Origin of the sequence: Kitasatospora sp. MBT66, from assembly GCF_000710405.2 — a bacterium.
GTDB classification, from domain to species: Bacteria; Actinomycetota; Actinomycetes; order Streptomycetales; family Streptomycetaceae; genus Kitasatospora; species Kitasatospora purpeofusca.
Window position 1 is genome coordinate 217249 of sequence record NZ_JAIY01000010.1, and the last position, 15951, is coordinate 233199.

15 protein-coding genes are annotated in these 15951 nt (G+C 74.6%); 7 read left to right on the forward strand and 8 right to left on the reverse strand.

The window, feature by feature from the left end:
• The 7 genes from BI06_RS46770 to chrA all read right to left on the reverse strand — a co-directional run.
• Positions 1 to 750, reverse strand: a 750-nt coding sequence (locus tag BI06_RS46770) for an SGNH/GDSL hydrolase family protein (RefSeq protein WP_082558765.1), incomplete at its 3' end; no start/stop codon positions are given.
• Between the two features lie 76 nt (positions 751 to 826).
• Positions 827 to 2053, reverse strand: coding sequence for a beta-ketoacyl synthase (locus tag BI06_RS25610; RefSeq protein WP_043473027.1), 1227 nt, complete (start codon positions 2051 to 2053; stop codon positions 827 to 829).
• A gap of 44 nt (positions 2054 to 2097) precedes the next feature.
• Complete coding sequence (locus BI06_RS25615) at positions 2098 to 2397, reverse strand: acyl carrier protein (RefSeq protein WP_063795022.1); 300 nt, start codon at positions 2395 to 2397, stop codon at positions 2098 to 2100.
• Between the two features lie 54 nt (positions 2398 to 2451).
• Positions 2452 to 4008, reverse strand: a complete 1557-nt coding sequence (locus BI06_RS25620) for an MFS transporter (RefSeq protein ID WP_082558676.1) — start codon at positions 4006 to 4008, stop codon at positions 2452 to 2454.
• Between the two features lie 11 nt (positions 4009 to 4019).
• Positions 4020 to 4958 (reverse strand): cyclopropane-fatty-acyl-phospholipid synthase family protein, encoded by a 939-nt coding sequence (locus BI06_RS25625; protein WP_043471912.1) that lies wholly within the window; start codon positions 4956 to 4958, stop codon positions 4020 to 4022.
• A 71-nt stretch (positions 4959 to 5029) separates the two neighbouring features.
• Positions 5030 to 5968: an acyl-ACP desaturase gene (locus BI06_RS25630; RefSeq protein ID WP_233290291.1), complete on the reverse strand. Its 939-nt coding sequence runs from the start codon at positions 5966 to 5968 to the stop codon at positions 5030 to 5032.
• A gap of 149 nt (positions 5969 to 6117) precedes the next feature.
• Positions 6118 to 7326 carry a chromate efflux transporter gene (gene chrA, locus BI06_RS25635; protein ID WP_051741835.1) on the reverse strand — a complete coding sequence of 403 codons (1209 nt, stop codon included), beginning with the start codon at positions 7324 to 7326 and terminating at the stop codon, positions 6118 to 6120.
• Positions 7327 to 7509: 183 nt separating this feature from the next.
• Between chrA and BI06_RS25640 the strand changes: the two genes are divergently transcribed.
• The 5 genes from BI06_RS25640 (at position 7510) to zapE (ending at position 11965) form a co-directional block, all read left to right on the forward strand.
• Positions 7510 to 8550, forward strand: a complete 1041-nt coding sequence (locus tag BI06_RS25640; protein ID WP_030395951.1) for a cation diffusion facilitator family transporter — start codon at positions 7510 to 7512, stop codon at positions 8548 to 8550.
• Positions 8551 to 8603: 53 nt separating this feature from the next.
• Positions 8604 to 9536, forward strand: coding sequence for a 5'-3' exonuclease (locus BI06_RS25645; protein WP_055731147.1), 933 nt, complete (start codon positions 8604 to 8606; stop codon positions 9534 to 9536).
• Between the two features lie 137 nt (positions 9537 to 9673).
• Entirely contained in the window at positions 9674 to 10447 is a 774-nt protein-coding gene (locus BI06_RS25650) for a hypothetical protein (RefSeq protein ID WP_082558677.1), read from the forward strand.
• On the forward strand, positions 10444 to 10788 hold the full coding sequence (locus BI06_RS25655) for a transcriptional regulator (RefSeq protein ID WP_030395948.1): 345 nt from the start codon (positions 10444 to 10446) through the stop codon (positions 10786 to 10788). The genes BI06_RS25650 and BI06_RS25655 overlap by 4 nt, the downstream gene beginning before the upstream one ends.
• A gap of 148 nt (positions 10789 to 10936) precedes the next feature.
• The gene (gene zapE, locus BI06_RS25660) at positions 10937 to 11965 is read left to right on the forward strand and encodes a cell division protein ZapE (RefSeq protein WP_043471918.1); all 1029 of its coding nucleotides are present in this window, start codon (positions 10937 to 10939) and stop codon (positions 11963 to 11965) included.
• Between the two features lie 66 nt (positions 11966 to 12031).
• Here the strand turns inward: zapE and BI06_RS25665 are convergent, their stop codons facing one another.
• Positions 12032 to 14887 (reverse strand): RNA helicase, encoded by a 2856-nt coding sequence (locus BI06_RS25665; RefSeq protein WP_051741837.1) that lies wholly within the window; start codon positions 14885 to 14887, stop codon positions 12032 to 12034.
• Between the two features lie 254 nt (positions 14888 to 15141).
• On the opposite strand from BI06_RS25665, the gene BI06_RS25670 reads away from it, so the two are divergent.
• Both BI06_RS25670 and BI06_RS25675 read left to right on the forward strand, forming a co-directional pair.
• Positions 15142 to 15516 carry a hypothetical protein gene (locus BI06_RS25670; protein WP_030395945.1) on the forward strand — a complete coding sequence of 125 codons (375 nt, stop codon included), beginning with the start codon at positions 15142 to 15144 and terminating at the stop codon, positions 15514 to 15516.
• A gap of 67 nt (positions 15517 to 15583) precedes the next feature.
• A complete protein-coding gene (locus tag BI06_RS25675; protein WP_043471921.1) occupies positions 15584 to 15949 on the forward strand; it encodes a metalloregulator ArsR/SmtB family transcription factor in 366 nt (121 codons plus the stop codon).
• Positions 15950 to 15951: the final 2 nt, after the last annotated feature.

The following is a 15951-nucleotide window of genomic DNA, read 5'->3' on the forward strand; positions in this document are numbered from 1 at the left end:
GGGGGGGGGGAGCGTGGCCGCGGCGGCGAGGAGGGCGGGAAGCATCCGGGTCGCGTGCTCGGCGTAGCCCCGGGGGGACGGGTGGACGCCGTCGGGGCCGAGGAGGTGGTCGGCCCGGTCGCGGAACTCGGGGCCGGAGGAGACGGCCACCGGGATGCCGGCGCGTTCGGCGGCCCGGGTCTGGCGGCGGGCGAGGCGGTGCGAGCGGGGCGCGCCGAGGAGGCGGGCCGGGGCGCGGAAGCCCGGGGCGTGGCCGGGGTCGGGGCAGGGCACGACGACCGGGTGCCAGCCGGTGTCGCGGAGCCGCTGGAGCACCAGGGCGAACCGGCGGGCGGCGCGGCCGAGCGGGAGCGGGAGGAGTACGTCGTTGCCGCCGACGATCAGCACGGCGATGCCGGGCCGGATCCGGTCCGCCCGGGCGACCTGCTGCCGCAGGGCCGCCGTGGTGGCGCCGACCCGGGCGAGCACCCGCAGGTCGACGGGGCGGTCGAGGTGCTCGCCGAGGGCCTGGGCGAGCCGCGCCCCGAGGGTCTCCTCGGGCCGGCCGGCGCCGAAGCTGCGGGCGAGCGAGTCGCCGAGCATCAGCAGGGTGAGCGGCCGGGGGTCGGCGGGTTCGGCCGGGCCGTAGCGGCCGTCGGCGGGCGGGACGGTCCAGTCGGCGGGCGGGCGGCTCATCACCAGCCGCTGGTAGAGGCCGGCGGCGGTGAGCCGGGCCCGGGTGAGCGGCCGGCGGGTGGCGGGGGTGGGCATGGCGGACTCCGGGGGCGGGACGGCGGAGAGTGACGGGTCGCGGGTGACGGGTGGCGGTGGCTCGGGCGGCGGCAGCTCAGGCTGCGGTGAGGACGACGGCCGCGTTCTGCCCGCCGAAGCCGCTGGAGACCGAGACGGCGGCGTCCAGGGCGAGCCGTCTCGGCACCTTGGCGACCACGTCGAGGCCGAGGGACTCGTCGGGCCGTTCGAGGTTGGCGGTGGGCGGGACCAGTCCGTGCTGGAGGGAGAGCACGGTGACCGCCGCCTCGATCGCCCCGGCGCCGCCCATGGTGTGGCCGATCGCGCCCTTGACCGAGGTGACCGGGGGCGGCCGGTGGAAGACCCGGTGCAGGGCCGCCGCCTCGGCCGTGTCGTTCAGCCGGGTGCCGGTGCCGTGCGCGTTGACGTGCCCGATGTCGTGCGGGGCGAGTCCGGCGTCGGCGAGGGCGGCCCGGATCGCCCGGGCCAGGCCGTCGCCCCCGGGGTGCGGGGCGGTGAAGTGGTGGGCGTCGGCGGTGGAGCCGTGGCCGGCCAGGTACGCGCGCGGCCGGACGCCGCGCGCCCGGGCGTGCGCGACCCGTTCCAGTACCAGGACGCCCGCGCCCTCGCCGATCACGAAGCCGTCCCGGTCCGCCTCGAAGGGGCGGGAGGCGCCGGCCGGGTCGTGGCGCCGGCGGGAGAGCGCGCCGAGCCGGTCGAAGGCGGTGGACACCATCGGTGCGCGGGGGCAGTCGGTGCCGCCGGCCAGAACGAGGTCGCAGGTCCCGGCCCGGAGCAGGTCGCAGGCGACGGCGAGGGCGGTGGTGCCGGAGGCGCAGGCGGTGCTGGTGACCAGGTTGGGCCCGCGGGCACCGAGGTCGAGGCCGACCTCGCCGGCCGCCATGTTCGGGATGGACCGGGGCAGCATCAGCGGGGAGACCAGGTCGGGCCGGCCGTCGGCGAGCCGGGCGTACTCGGTCTCGTAGGTCAGGGTGCTGTTGGCGCTGACGCCGAGGACGACGCCGACCCGGGCGGAGTCCCAGGCCGACGGGTCGAGTCCGGCGTCGGCGACGGCCTCGCGGGCGGCCAGAACGGCGAGTTGGGAGAAGCGGTCGAGTCTGCGGACCAGCCGGCCGCCGAGCAGCTCGACCGCTTCGAAGCCCTCGGCCGGGCAGGAGAAGTCGACGGCCAGCCCCGCGAGCCGGGGATCGGTGCGGGCGGTGGACGTGCCGTCGAGCAGGCGGGCCCAGCTCGCCGCCGCGCCGAACCCGGCGGGGGTGACCAGGCCGATCCCGGTCACGGCGACCGCCCGGGAGGCTGTCACCCGGGTGCCTCCGGCGGCGCGAATACCGCCGGTGCCGCCGGTGCTCAACTGACGGCGCTCGACGCGAGGGTGGTGCTCGCGGCGACGGTGCTCGCGGTGGGGACGGCGGCGGGAGCCGCGGCCCGGACGGCGTCCGCGTGGGCGGCCAGGTCGCCGAGGGTGGACTCGGGGCGGATGTCGCTGACGGTCGCCCCGATCCGCTCCTCGACCAGCAGGGACAGTTCGACCAGGGCGAGGCTGTCCAGCTCCAGCGAGGCGAGGGTGGCCCCGGGCTCCACCCGGTCGGCCGGAACGTCGAACTCGGCGACCAGGCAGTCGCGCAGGACGGTGAAGGTGTCGGACACGGGGATTCCTCTCGGAAGGGGACAACGGGAAGGAAGGGGTGACGGGTCCGGCGTTCAGCCCGGTCCGGGTGCCGCCGGGGCCGGGTTGCCGGTGGCCGCCGAGGGTTCACGCCCGGGCAGCCGGAGCCAGGCGAGCGGTACGGCCGCCGCGGCGACCGCCCCGCCGACCAGGGCGGCGGCGCCCAGACCGGCGGTGAAGGCGGCCCGGTCACCCGGTGCGGCGCCGTCCGCGACCGTGGCCAGCACGGAGCCGAGCACCGCCACACCGAGCGTGGAACCGACCTGCCGGGTGGCGTCGTTGAGGGCCGAACCGACCCCGGCCATGGCCGGCGGCACGGCACTCATCACGAGTTCGGTGGCCACCGGTGCGAGCAGGCCCGCTCCGAGTCCGGCCGCCGCCTCGAAGAGCAGCACCGGGGCGTCCCCCGACTCCGCCTCCAGGAGAGCGAGTTGGACGAACCCGGCGGCGATCAGCAGCTGACCGGCGGCCACCGGCACCCGGGCCCCGGCGTGCCGGGCGACCACCGGCCCCAGCACGGCGCCGACGGCCAGCCCCAGCGAGAGCGGCACCATCCGCAGCCCGGCCTGCCAGGCCGAGAGGCCGCGCACCTGCTGGAGGTGGAGCGTGAGCAGGAACATCGCGCCGAACATCGCGAAGGACATCAGCGCCAGGCTGACCGTGGCCGGCCAGACCGGCCCGCCGCGCAGGATCCGGAGCGGCACCATGGGCGCGGCGCAGCGGAGTTGGCGCCGCACGAAGAGAGCGGTCAGCACGGCGGAGGCGGCGAACGCCGTGAGCACCGCGGCACTGGTCCAGCCCCGGCCCGGTGCCTCGATGAAGCCCCAGACGAGGGTGAGCAGGGCGGCGCAGGACAGCGGTGCGCCGAGCCGGTCCAGCGGTCGGGCCCCGGGGTCGCGGGACTCGGGGACGACCGGGGTGAGCGCCAGGATCACGACCACCACGGGGACGTTCAGCCAGAACGCGGCCTGCCACCCGTGCCGTTCGACCAGCCAGCCGCCGACCACCGGGCCGAACAGCGCGCCGACCCCGGCCACCGCCGCCCAGATGCCGATCGCCCGTCGCCGGTCCTCCGGCGCGTCCAGCACGTGGACGACGGTGGAGAGCGTGGCCGGCATGAAGAACGCCGCACCGAGGCCCATCGCGCAGCGGGCGGCGACGAGTTGCCCGGGGCTGTCGCCGAGCGCGCCCGCCACCGAGGCGAGCGCGCAGAGCGCGAGTCCGGCGGCGAACGCACGGCGCCGCCCGTACCGGTCGCCGAGGGCGCCGCCGGCGAGGACGCAGCCGCCGAGGGCGAGCGCGTAGCCGTCGACGATCCACTGGGTCTCGGCGAGGGTGGGGCCGAGTTCGGCGCGCAGGCCGGGGACCGCCACGTTGAGCACGGTGAAGTCGAGTCCGAGCAGGAAGAGCGCGGCGCAGACGACCCCCACCGCGGCCCAGGCCCGCCGCCGGCCCACCGGGCCGGGGGCGACTGCTCCGGGAATGGCGGCGGCAGGGGCGACGGCGGCGGCAGGGGCGGCGGCGGTGGCGAGCGGCTCGGTGGGGCTTCCCGGTAAGGGCGACGAATCGGCGGGAGCGGCGGAGGGACTCATCCGGCCGGCCCTCAGCCCGCCGGCCGGAGCGGCTCGTCGCGCCGCCGGAAGCCGATCCGGTAGAGCGTGGCCGCGCCGCGCAGGAAGGTGACCTCGCAGGCCCGCAGATAGCGGCGGTACCGGCGGTAGCCGTCCGGGCCGACGAGCTGCTCGGCCTCGGCGCGGGCCCGCAGCAGCCGGGCGGACCAGGCGCCCAGGGTTCGGGCGTAGTCCTCGGCGGAGGCCCGGACGACGGTGACGGCGAAGTAGGGGTCGCTCGCGAGCACGATCTCGCCCAGCCGGGGCAGTACCGCGCCGGGGAAGACCTCGGCCGCGACGAAGGCGCCGACCGGGCCGTCGCCCCCGGTCACCCCGTCGTAGGCGATGGTCTGCAGCGACATCCGGGCGCCGGGCCGCAGCCAGCCGTGGCAGCGCTCGAAGTAGGCCCGGTAGGCGGCGAGTCGGGCGGAGGCGTCCATGTCGGCGGTGGCGAAGTGCTCGAAGGCGCCGACCGAGACGATGCCGTCGTACGGGCGCCCGGGCTCGTGGGCGTCCCAGCTCTCCAGCCGGACGTCGACGCCGGGCAGTCCGAGCGACCGGACGTGGGCGTGCTGGGCCCGGGACAGGGTGAGCCCGGTGGCCTCGGCGGCCCGGCCGGTGCGGACGGCGCGGTCGATCAGCCCGCCCCAGCCGCAGCCGACGTCGAGCAGGCGCAGCCCGGCCCCGGGGGCGGCACCGGCCAGGTCGAGGTGGAGGTCGAGCTTGGCCCGCTGGGCGCGGGGCAGGGCCGTGGTGTCGGGCTCGGCGGGGTCGATGCCGTCCCAGACGGCGGCCGAGTAGCTGAGCGTCTCGTCGAGCCACAGGCCGTAGAAGTCGTTGCCGAGGTCGTAGTGGAACTCGATGTCGGCGGCGCTGGTGCCGACGGTCGTGGTGCCGCGGGTATCGGCGCCACCGTCGATGGTGGTGGTCATGCCTCTCCTGTCCGGGGGCGGGGAGTACGGGTCGGTCGCGGACGGCGCGCGGTCGGTCGCGGGCGGCGCGGTCAGTCGCGGGCGGCGCGGGCGGCCAGCGCCCGGGCGCGGCGTTCGACGAACCGGGCGGCGCGGGTGTCGAGCACGGCGAGCTGCTCGGCGAGCCCGTCGCGGGCCCGCTCGCCGTCCGGGCCGAGCCCGGTCAGCTCGAAGACCCGCAGGGAGCGGAGCAGCGGGGCGAGCACCTCGTCGTGGTGGACCCGCGGGTCGTAGACGCCGGCGACGGCGATCTCGGCGGCCAGGGCGGCGAAGCCGGGCATGCCCTGGCCGGGCATGGCGAACGCGCGGACCGTGGCGTCGAGCCGGACCAGGACCTCGTCGGGGTCCAGTTCCAGTGCGGCGCGCAGCAGTTCGCGGTAGAAGACCATGTGCAGGTTCTCGTCCTGGGCGACCCGGGCGAGCAGCCGGTCGCAGACCGGGTCGCCGCTGAGCCGGCCGGTGTTGCGGTGGCTGACCCGGGTGGCCAGCTCCTGCACGGCGGCGTAGGCGACCAGGCCGAGCACGCCGTCCGGCCGGGGGAGGGTGCCGGTGGAGACCTGGGCCGCCCGGGCGCGCTCCAGGGCCACCGGGTCGACGGCGCGGGTGGCGTGCAGATAGGCGCGGATGGCGGCGGCGTGCCGGTCCTCCTCCGCCGTCCACTGGTGCAGCCAGGCTCCCCAGGCGCCGTCGCGGGAGGTCTGCGCGCCGATGGTCCAGTGGTAGCCGGGGAGGTTGTCCTCGGTGAGCAGGTTGACCACCAGGGCGGAGCGGATCGCGGGGGCGAGCGCGGACTGCTCCGGCCGCCAGGGCTCGCCGCCGAGCGGTCCGTCGAAGTCCCGGCCGAGGCTCCACGGCACGTACTGGTGCGGGAACCACTCGCGCGCCGAATTGATATGACGGTTCATCAATTCGGCGGCGACGGGCTCAAGTTCCGAGAGCCAGTGGACGGACCGAGCCGCGATGATCTTCACGGGTGCCGATCGTGGCGCAGGCGCACAGGGGCGCGCAAACCGGGCTCACCCGGTCGAGTGAGCCCCCCGCCCCAGGTTCACGCCGGAGGCTGAATGCTTGTGCGACCCCGGGGGTCCGTACGGACCGAGCGCCCGTACGGACCGGAGGCTCAGGCCGGCGGCAGCCCGGCGGCCACGGCGAGCACGCCCGCCGCACCGGCGGCCAGCAGGGCGAGCACCACACCCCGGCGGGCGAGCACCAGCCAGAGCAGCGCCCCGGCCAGTACGCCCCACTGCCAGCCGTACCCGAGCGAGGCGGCCAGCGGCAGCGCCGAGCCGGCGATGGCACCGGTCACAGCCGGTCCGGCGCCGGTGAGGAAGTCCCGCACCCGCCGGTCGGCCCGGAGCCGGTCGAAGTGCCGGCCGCCGAGGAGCACGAAGAGGAAGGACGGCGCGAAGGCGACCACCGCCGCGAGCAGGCCGCCGCCGAGCCCGGCGGCCGCGTAGCCGACCGCCGCGACGGTGTGCACCACCGGCCCCGGGGTGACCTGGCCGAGGGCGACGGCGTTGAGGAACTGTCCGTCGGTCATCCAGTGGTAGCGGTTGACCGCGTCGTCCCGCATCAGCGGGATGATCACGAACCCTCCCCCGTAGGAGAGCGCGCCCACCTTGAACGCCACCCAGGCCACCGCCCCGAGCACGCCGAGCCCGCCCAGGGCGAGCGGGCCGGTGGCGAGCGGCAGCACGGCCCGTCCGCCCGATCCGCCCGATCCCCGGTCGCCCGTTCCACTCCCTCCGCCCCGGACGACGATCTCGGCCAGTCCGGCGGCGATCAGCACCAGCACCAGCCAGGGGCCGGTCAGCACCGCCGCCACCGCCCCGGCCAGCGCGTACCCGGCCCAGCGGGCGCGGGCGCCCCGGTCCCGGCCGATCCGGCCGAGGCTGGCCGGGACGAGCGAGGTGGCCGCCTGCACCGCGACCGCCGGCACCGCCGCCCCGGCCCCGGCCGCCGCGCCGAGCACCCACAGCGGCGGGTCGCCGGCCAGGAACAGCGCCGCGAGCGCGAGGATCAGCACCAGCCCGGGCCCGATGAAGCAGACCCCGCCGACCAGCGCGCCGGGCACACCGCGCAGCCGCCACGCGGTCAGCACGGCGAGCTGGGTGGAGGCCGGGCCGGGCAGCAGGTTGGTGGCCGCGATGCCGTCCTCGAATTCCTCGGGGGTCAGCCAGCGCCGCCGCTCCACGCAGAGCCTGCGCAGCAGCAGGATGTGCGCGGGCGGCCCGCCGAAGCCGGTGATCCCGATCCGGCCCCACTCGCGGGCGATCGTGCCGAGGCCGACCACCCGTTCGGCCCCTGCGGTGCGTCCGTCCGGCCCCATGCGATTCTCCCCTGGTCAACGGCAGCGGGACGATACCCCACGAGGGTTACGACGCGGCAATGACAACGGTCTCCAATGCAGCCTTTGGATCTTCGTTCGATGTGCGGTTCACTTCGGGTGCGGGGCGGTTGCACACATCGCCCCTTACCCCCACGCGTTCATGGGCTCCAGGAGAGGACTTCGATGGCCGGCCACGAGCACTCCCAGCATGATCATGAGCATGACCACAAGCACGGCGGCCGGGGCGGCCACGGCGGGCATTCGCACGGCGTCGCCGCCGACGCCGACCGCCGGTGGCTGCTGAGCGCGCTCGCGCTGATCGTGGTGTTCATGGCCGGCGAGGTGGTGGTCGGCTTCGCCGCCCAGTCGCTGGCGCTGATCTCGGACGCCGCGCACATGCTCACCGACGCCGCCTCGATCGTGCTGGCCCTGATCGCCATGCGGCTCTCCGCCCGCCCCGCGCGCGGCGGCTACACCTACGGGCTCAAGCGCGCGGAGATCCTCTCGGCCCAGGCCAACGGGGTGACGCTGCTGATCCTCTCCGCCTGGCTCGGTTACGAGGCCGTCACCCGACTGTTCGAGCCCCCGGAGGTGGCCGGCACGCTGGTGCTGGTCACGGCGCTGATCGGGATCGTCGTCAACATCGCCGCCGCCTGGTGCATGTCCAAGGCCAACCGCAGCTCCCTCAACGTCGAGGGCGCCTTCCAGCACGTGCTCACCGACCTGTACGCGTTCATCGCGACCGCCGTCGCCGGCGTGATCATGGTGACCACCGGCTTCGCCCGCGCCGACTCGATCGCCTCGTTGATCGTGGTGGCGCTGATGCTCAAGGCCGGCATCGGCCTGGTCCGCGACTCCGGGCGGATCTTCCTGGAGGCCGCACCGGCGGGCATCGACCCGGACACGGTCGCGGACCGGCTGGTCGCCCAGCCGCTGGTGGAGGAGATCCACGACCTGCACATCTGGGAGATCACCTCCAACCAGCCGGCCCTCTCCGCCCACATCCTGGTCACCCCCGGCGGGGACTGCCACGCCGTCCGCCGCGAACTGCAGCGCAGGCTCGCCGACGAGTACGGGATCTCGCACAGCACGCTCCAGGTCGACCACGTCGGCGAGGACGAGGCCGGCGCACTGCTGCAGATCACCACCCCGGGCGACCTCTCGCCCGACCACTGCGCCGACGCCCACGGCCCGGTCCACCGCGCCGGCCCGCACAAGCACTGACCGCATCCACCCGCACAGGCATCGGCGACACGTCCCTGTCCGCCCGGTACGGCATGATCGGAGGCGTGACCGCACCCCGTCTGATGCTGCTCGACTCCGCCAGCCTGTACTTCCGGGCCTACTTCGGCGTACCGGACACCCTGCGCTCGCCGCAGGGTGAGCCGGTCAACGCCGTCCGGGGCCTGCTGGACTTCATCGCCCGGCTGGTCCACGACCACCGGCCCGACCAGCTGGTCGCCTGCATGGACGCCGCCTGGCGGCCGCAGTGGCGGGTGGACCTCATCCCCTCCTACAAGACCCACCGGGTCGCCGAGGCCGCCGAGGACGGCGCGGAGGAGGTGCCGGACACCCTCGCCCCGCAGGTCCCGGTGATCGAGCAGGTGCTGGACGCGCTCGGCATCGCCAGGATCGGCTCCGCCGACTACGAGGCGGACGACGTGATCGGCACCCTGACCGCGCGGGCCACCGGACCGGTGCAGATCGTCACCGGCGACCGCGACCTGTTCCAACTGGTCGACGACGCCCGCGGGATCACCGTGCTCTATCCCGTCAAGGGCATGGGCAACCTCCAGATCACCGACGACGCGCTGCTCCGGGAGAAGTACGGCGTGGGCGGCGCCCAGTACGCCGACCTCGCCGCCCTGCGCGGCGACCCGAGCGACGGCCTGCCCGGCGTCAAGGGCATCGGCGAGAAGACGGCGGCCCAGCTGATCCACGAGTACGGCGACCTCGCCGGCATCCGCGCCGCCGCCCAGGACATCGGCTCCGCCCTCACCCCGGCCCGGCGCCGCAACATCCTGGAGGCCGCGGCCTACCTGGACGTGGCGCCGACCGTGGTCCGGGTCGCCACCGACGCCCCGCTCCCCGACTTCGACCCGGCCCTCCCCCGCGAGCCCCTCGACCCGATGACCCTGGAGGACCTCGCCACCCGCTGGGGCCTCGGCACCTCCCTGGACCGCGTCCTGGAGACCCTCGCCGCCCGCTGATCGCCGCCCCTCCCCCGCCCCCGGGCCCGTCGCACCGCGCGACGGGCCCTTTGCTTTGCCGTGACGTGAACTCTTGACTGCAATGTACTTTGCAATGCAAAGTACAGCCACTGACACAACGTCACCAGGGGTGGACCATGGACACACTGCACCGCGACGACCCGGCCGGCCTGCTCGCCGCGACGGAGGGCCTGCGCGCCCGGGCCCGGACCCGCCTGCGCGGCGCGGGCGTCCCGCTGCTCGGCTTCGGACTGCTGGCCCTGGCGGCCGTCCCGATCGCGCGCGAGGCCTACAACTTCGGCGCCACCGGGCGGACCATCACCTCGTACCCAGCTTTCGCCTATGCGGAGTACAACCATCTCTGCGTGCAGCACGGCGCACTCGACAGCCCCTGCGTGACCAGCGATTTCGACGGTGCGATCCTGCGCTTCCTGGCCTGGGGGGTCTGGTTCGTGCTGCTCCCGCTGGCCTGGTTCGCCCTGGCCCGCTGGTACCGGCGGCGCGGCGAGGCCCGCGGCATCGTCCCGCACCGCAGCGCCTGGCTCGGCGCCACGGCCGCGACCGCCATCGTGGTCACCGCCGTCGTGCTCACGTTGGCCTTCGCCGACCGGGTGCCGTTCTCGCTCTCCCTCCTCGGGAACGACTACGCCTCACCCTGGTACATGGTCGACATCGGCCTGCTGGTCCTCGGCTTCACCGAGCGCAGCCCGCTGGTGGCCGGCACGGGCCTCGTCCACGCCGTGCTGCTCACCGTCCTCCTCGGCGAATCCTGGGGTGGCAGCTGGCTTCCGTGGCTCGACGGCCCCCGGTCGAAGGCCCTGCTGCTCGCCGGGCTCCTGCTGGTCGCCGGCCTGGCCCAGTGGGCCGCCGAGCGTCGCACCCCCGCCGTATCCCGTACGGTCACCCCATGAACGTCGTGGACGACCCCGAGGAGCAGCACCCGACCCTGGCCCTGGACGACACCGTCCACCAGCGGGTCCGGCTGGGCATCCTGGCGATCGCCCGCGAGGCCGAGAGCGTCGACTTCGCCTTCCTCAAGCAGGAGCTCGGCCTCACCGACGGCAACCTCTCCCGGCATCTGAAGGTGCTGGAGGACTCCGGCCTGGTCGCGGTGAACAAGGGCTACGCCGGCCGCCGCCCCCGCACCTGGGTCACCCTCACCACCGCCGGGGCCGAGGCCCTCGCCCGTGAACTGCGCGCCCTCCGCGCCCTGGTCCACCGCCTCGACGCGGCCGGCCCGCCCCCGGCCTGAGCCGGCCGCCGACGTCACGCGTCCGCGTCCGCGCCCGCGCCGGAAGTCGGCCGCTCCGACTTCCGGCGCGCACCCCGCTCTGAAATGATCATTGCGGACCGCCCCGCGACCTGGCGGTCCGTCATCTTCCGGTACCGGGGGCACACAGATGCTGGACACCTTCGAACAGGCGGCCGAGGAGGCCGGCTTCGCGCTCGACGAGGCGCAGCGGGCCGCCGCCGCACGACTCGCCCGGCTCGGCGCCGAGGTCACCGGACGCCGCCGCTTCTTCGCCGGACCGCCCCCGCGCGGCCTCTACGTCTGGGGGCCGGTCGGCCGGGGCAAGAGCTGGCTGACCGAGGTGTTCTACGAGGCACTCCCCCTCCCCCGCAAGCGGCGGGTGCACTTCCACGAGTTCTTCCGGGAGTTCCACGCGGTGTACGCGCGCCACCGCCGGGAGCGGGACGCCTGCGACCTCGCGGTGGCGGAGCTCCTCGGCGACTGCCGGCTGCTCTTCTTCGACGAGTTCCACGTCCACGACCCGGGCGACGCCATGATGATGGGCCGGGTCCTCGGCTCGCTGTTCGAACGCGGGACCACCCTGGTGGCGACGTCGAACTACCCGCCGGCCGGCCTGCTGCCGAACCCGGTCCACCACCACATGTTCGAGCCGACCATCAGGCTCCTCGAAGCCTCGCTGGACATCGTCGAGGTCGCCGGACCGCGCGACTACCGCACCGACCGCCCCTCCGGGGGCGCCCGTTCACGCTTCGGGACCGGCCGCTACCTGTGCCCCGGCACCCCGGCGCAGCTCCGCGCGGCCGGGCTCGAACCGCCCTCGGCCGAGGAGCGCCGGCAGCTGGACGTCGGCGGCCGCGCCGTCACCGCCCGCGCCGTGCGCGACGGGCTGGTCTGGTTCGACTTCCACGAGCTGTGCGGCGCACGCACCTCCACCATCGACTTCCTGGCCCTGGCCGACCGCTTCGACTCCTGGGTGCTGGCCGGCCTGCCGCGGCTCTCCTCGGCCGACCGCGACAGCGCCCAGCGCTTCGCCAATCTCGTCGACGTCCTGCACGACCGCGACGCCCGGCTCCACCTCGTCGCCGAGGCCCCGTTGACCGACGCCCTCGGCGGGGACTCGCTCCCCCTGGACATCAACCGCACCCTCAGCCGTCTCCGGCTCCTCGACCGGTCCTGAGAAGCGCCGACGCCGTCGGCCCCCCGCTCGGGGCGGGGGGCCGACGGCGTAGGAGCTCCGGGCGGGTCAGCCGACGGAGGAGTAGGCGATGATGCCGCGGCGCAGGCCGTCGACCGCCTTGCGGGCGGTCCTGCGCAGTTCGGCGTCCTCACCGGCGGCGTCCTGGATCTGGCCCAGGACGTCGATCAGCTGCTTCGTCCAGCGGACGAAGTCGCCGGCCGGCATGTCGGCGTCGCGCAGGACCTGGTCCAGCGAGTGGCCGAGCGCCCAGCGGTAGGCGGCCCAGGCGAAGCCGAGGTCGGGCTCGCGCTGGCCGACGCCCTCGGCGGTGTTGATCCGGTGCTGCTCCTCCAGCGCGTCCAGGTGGCCCCAGATGCGGACCATCTCGCCGAGCGCCGTCTTCGCCGCGCCCTCCGGGACCCGGGGGGCGGTGGCGTCGTCCGACTGGCGGGACTCGTAGACCAGCGCCGAGGCGCAGGCCGCGAGTTCGGCGGCGGCGAGGTCGCTCCACACGCCCTCGCGGATGCACTCGGAGGCGAGCAGGTCGAGTTCGCCGTAGAGCCGGCCGAGCCGCTTGCCGTCGTCGGTGACGGTGTCGCCGCTGAGGTAGCCGAGGTCCGTGAGCAGCCCGCAGACCCGGTCGAAGGTGCGCGCGATGGTGTGGGTGCGGGAGCGCATCCGGCGCTCCAGCAACTCGGTGTCGCGGTGCAGCCGGTGGTAGCGCTCGGACCAGCGGGCGTGGTCCTCCCGCTCGTCGCAGCCGTGGCAGGGGTGCTGGCGCAGGACGGTGCGAAGCCGGGTGATCTCCGCGTCGTCGGCCGCGGCCGCGCGGCCCTTGCGGAACCGCTCGGGCTCCAGGTGGCCGGCCTTGGTGCGCAGCGCCGAGGCGAGGTCGCGCCGGGACTGCGGGCTGCGCGGGTTGAAGGACTTGGGGATGCGCAGCCGGTCCATGGCGACGACCGGGTGCGGGAAGTCGATCATCGCGAGCCGCTTGACCTGCCGCTCGGCGGTGAGCACCACCGGGCGCGGCCCGTCCTGGTAGTCGGGGTGGCGCGGCCCGCCGCGCGGCGAGCGGCGGTCCGGCGGCAGGCCCGGGTCGAGGACGAGCGCGAGGCCGGCGAACTTACCGGTGGGGACGTGGATGACGTCGCCGGGCTTGAGCTGCTCGATGGACTCGACGGCGGCGGCGCGGCGCTGGCTGCTGCCCTCGCGGGCGAGCTCGTTCTCCCGGTCCTTGAGCTTGCGGCGCAGGTCCATGTACTCCTCGAAGTCGCCGAGGTGGCAGGTCATGGACTCGCGGTAGCCCTCCAGCCCCTCCTCGTTGCGCTGGACCTGGCGGGCGATGCCGACCACCGAGCGGTCGGCCTGGAACTGCGCGAAGGACGTCTCCAGGAGTTCCCGCGAACGGTGTCGGCCGAACTGGGAGACCAGGTTGACGGCCATGTTGTAGGACGGCCGGAACGAGGACTTGAGCGGATAGGTGCGGGTACCGGCGAGGCCGGCCAGCGCCTCCGGGTCGAGGCCGCGCTGCCAGAGCACGACGGCGTGGCCCTCGATGTCGATGCCGCGCCGACCGGCCCGGCCGGTGAGCTGGGTGTACTCGCCGGGGGTGATGTCGGCGTGGGTCTCGCCGTTCCACTTGACGAGCTTCTCCATGACCACGGAGCGGGCGGGCATGTTGATGCCCAGGGCCAGGGTCTCGGTCGCGAAGACGGCCTTGACCAGGCCCTTCACGAACAGCTCCTCGACCACTTCCTTGAACCGGGGCAGCATGCCGGCGTGGTGGGCGGCGATGCCGCGCTCCAGGCCGTCCAGCCACTCGAAGTAGCCGAGGACGTGGAGGTCCTCGTCGGGGATGTCGGCGCAGCGCTCCTCGACGAAGGCGCGGACCCGGGCGCGGTCGCCGTCCTTGTTCAGCCGCAGGCCGGAGGAGAGGCACTGCTGGACGGCGGCCTCGCAGCCGGCCCGGCTGAAGATGAAGGTGATCGCGGGCAGCAGGCCCTCGGCGTCGAGGCGGTCGATGACGTCGACCCGGCCCGGGGTCCAGACCTTGCCGGGGCGGCCGTTGGGCATGGAGCGGCCCCGGCCCCGGCCGAACCGGTCGCGGGGGTTGCGGTCGAGCTCGCTGCGGGCGAGGCGGACCAGCTCGGGGTTGACGGCCTTGCCGGGGTTGCGCGGGCTGCTCTTCGGCCGGCCGTCGCGGTCGGGGCTGGCGAACAGGTCGTACATCCGGTTGCCGGCCATCACGTGCTGCCACAGCGGGACCGGCCGGTGCTCGGAGACGATCACCCGGGTGCCGCCGCGGACGGTGTCCAGCCAGTCGCCGAACTCCTCGGCGTTGGACACGGTCGCGGAGAGCGAGACCAGCGTGACGGACTCGGGGAGGTGGATGATGACCTCCTCCCAGACCGCGCCGCGGAAGCGGTCGGCGAGGTAGTGGACCTCGTCCATGACCACGTAGCCCAGGCCGTCGAGGGTGCTGGAGCCCGCGTAGAGCATGTTGCGGAGCACCTCGGTGGTCATCACCACCACCGGGGCGTCGCCGTTGACGCTGTTGTCGCCGGTGAGCAGGCCGACCTTGGCGGCGCCGTAGCGCTTGACCAGGTCGCCGTACTTCTGGTTCGACAGCGCCTTGATCGGGGTGGTGTAGAAGCACTTCCGCCCGCCCCGCAGGGCCAGGTGGACGGCGAATTCGCCGACGATGGTCTTGCCGGATCCGGTGGGAGCGGCGACCAGGACGCCCTCGCCCGCCTCCAGGGCGCGGCAGGCCTCCAGCTGGAAGTCGTCCAGCGGGAAGTCGTACAGCTCCTGGAAGCCGTACAGGGCGGTGGCCTGCTCCTTGGCCCGGCGGCGGGAGGCCGCGAAGGCCTCGGCGGGGCTCAGCTCCCGGTCGTCGGAGGGCTCGGGCTCAGGGGTGTTCATCGCCGTCCGGGGGTCGTTGGTGTGATCTCGCATCTCAGCGAGAGGTTACCCGCCGGGACCGACATCGATAGCACCGTTTTTCCCGGGCAATGCATCGGATCTCTCTCACATCCATAGTTGCAAATGTCTTCAAGCAGTCACCCGGCGACCATCTTCGAACGACTCCGGTCATTCGCGGTGCCGCGCCCGGAGTCCTCCCTACATTCGGTGCCACATCCCGGTGGCACCCACCGGGCCCGCGGGAGGAGCGCACGATGGCGAATCTGGAGACCTCGCTCAAGGAGGCCATGGCGATCGAGGGCGCCATCGGCGTGGCCCTGGTCGACTACGGCAGCGGCATGGCGCTCGGGAGCCTGGGCGACAGCACCGAGATCGACCTCCACGTCGCCGCCGCCGGGAACACCGACGTGGTGCGGGCCAAGATGCGGGCGATGGAGATGCTCAACCTGCACGACAACGAGATCGAGGACATCCTGGTCAGCCTCACCAGCCAGTACCACCTGCTGCGGCCGCTGACCACGCAGAGCGGGCGCGGGCTGTTCCTGTTCCTGGCGCTCAACCGCTCCCGCGCCAACCTCGCGATGGCCCGCCACCAGCTGAAGCGGATCGAGCTCTCGCTGGAGATCTGACCGCACCGGGGGCACCCGGAGCACACACCAGGGGGACGCACGAGGGCACGCACAGGGAGGGAGCGCCGTGGCGGTCGCGCTGTACCAGGCCAAGGCCGAGTTCTTCCGGATGCTCGGCCACCCCGTCCGGATCCGGGTCCTGGAGCTGCTGCAGGCCGGACCGACGCCCGTCCGCGACCTGCTGGCGGAGCTGGAGATCGAACCGTCCAGCCTCTCCCAGCAGCTCGCGGTACTGCGCCGGTCCGGCATCGTCACCGCCACCCGGGAGGGCAGCACGGTGGTGTACGCCCTGGCCGGCGGGGACGTCGCCGACCTGCTCCGGGCGGCGCGGCGGATCCTCACCGGGCTCATCGCGGAGCAGCACGCGCTGCTCGCCGAGCTGCGCGCCGCCGCGGACGGCCCCACGGAGGACGGCGTCCCCGGCGACCGCTAGGC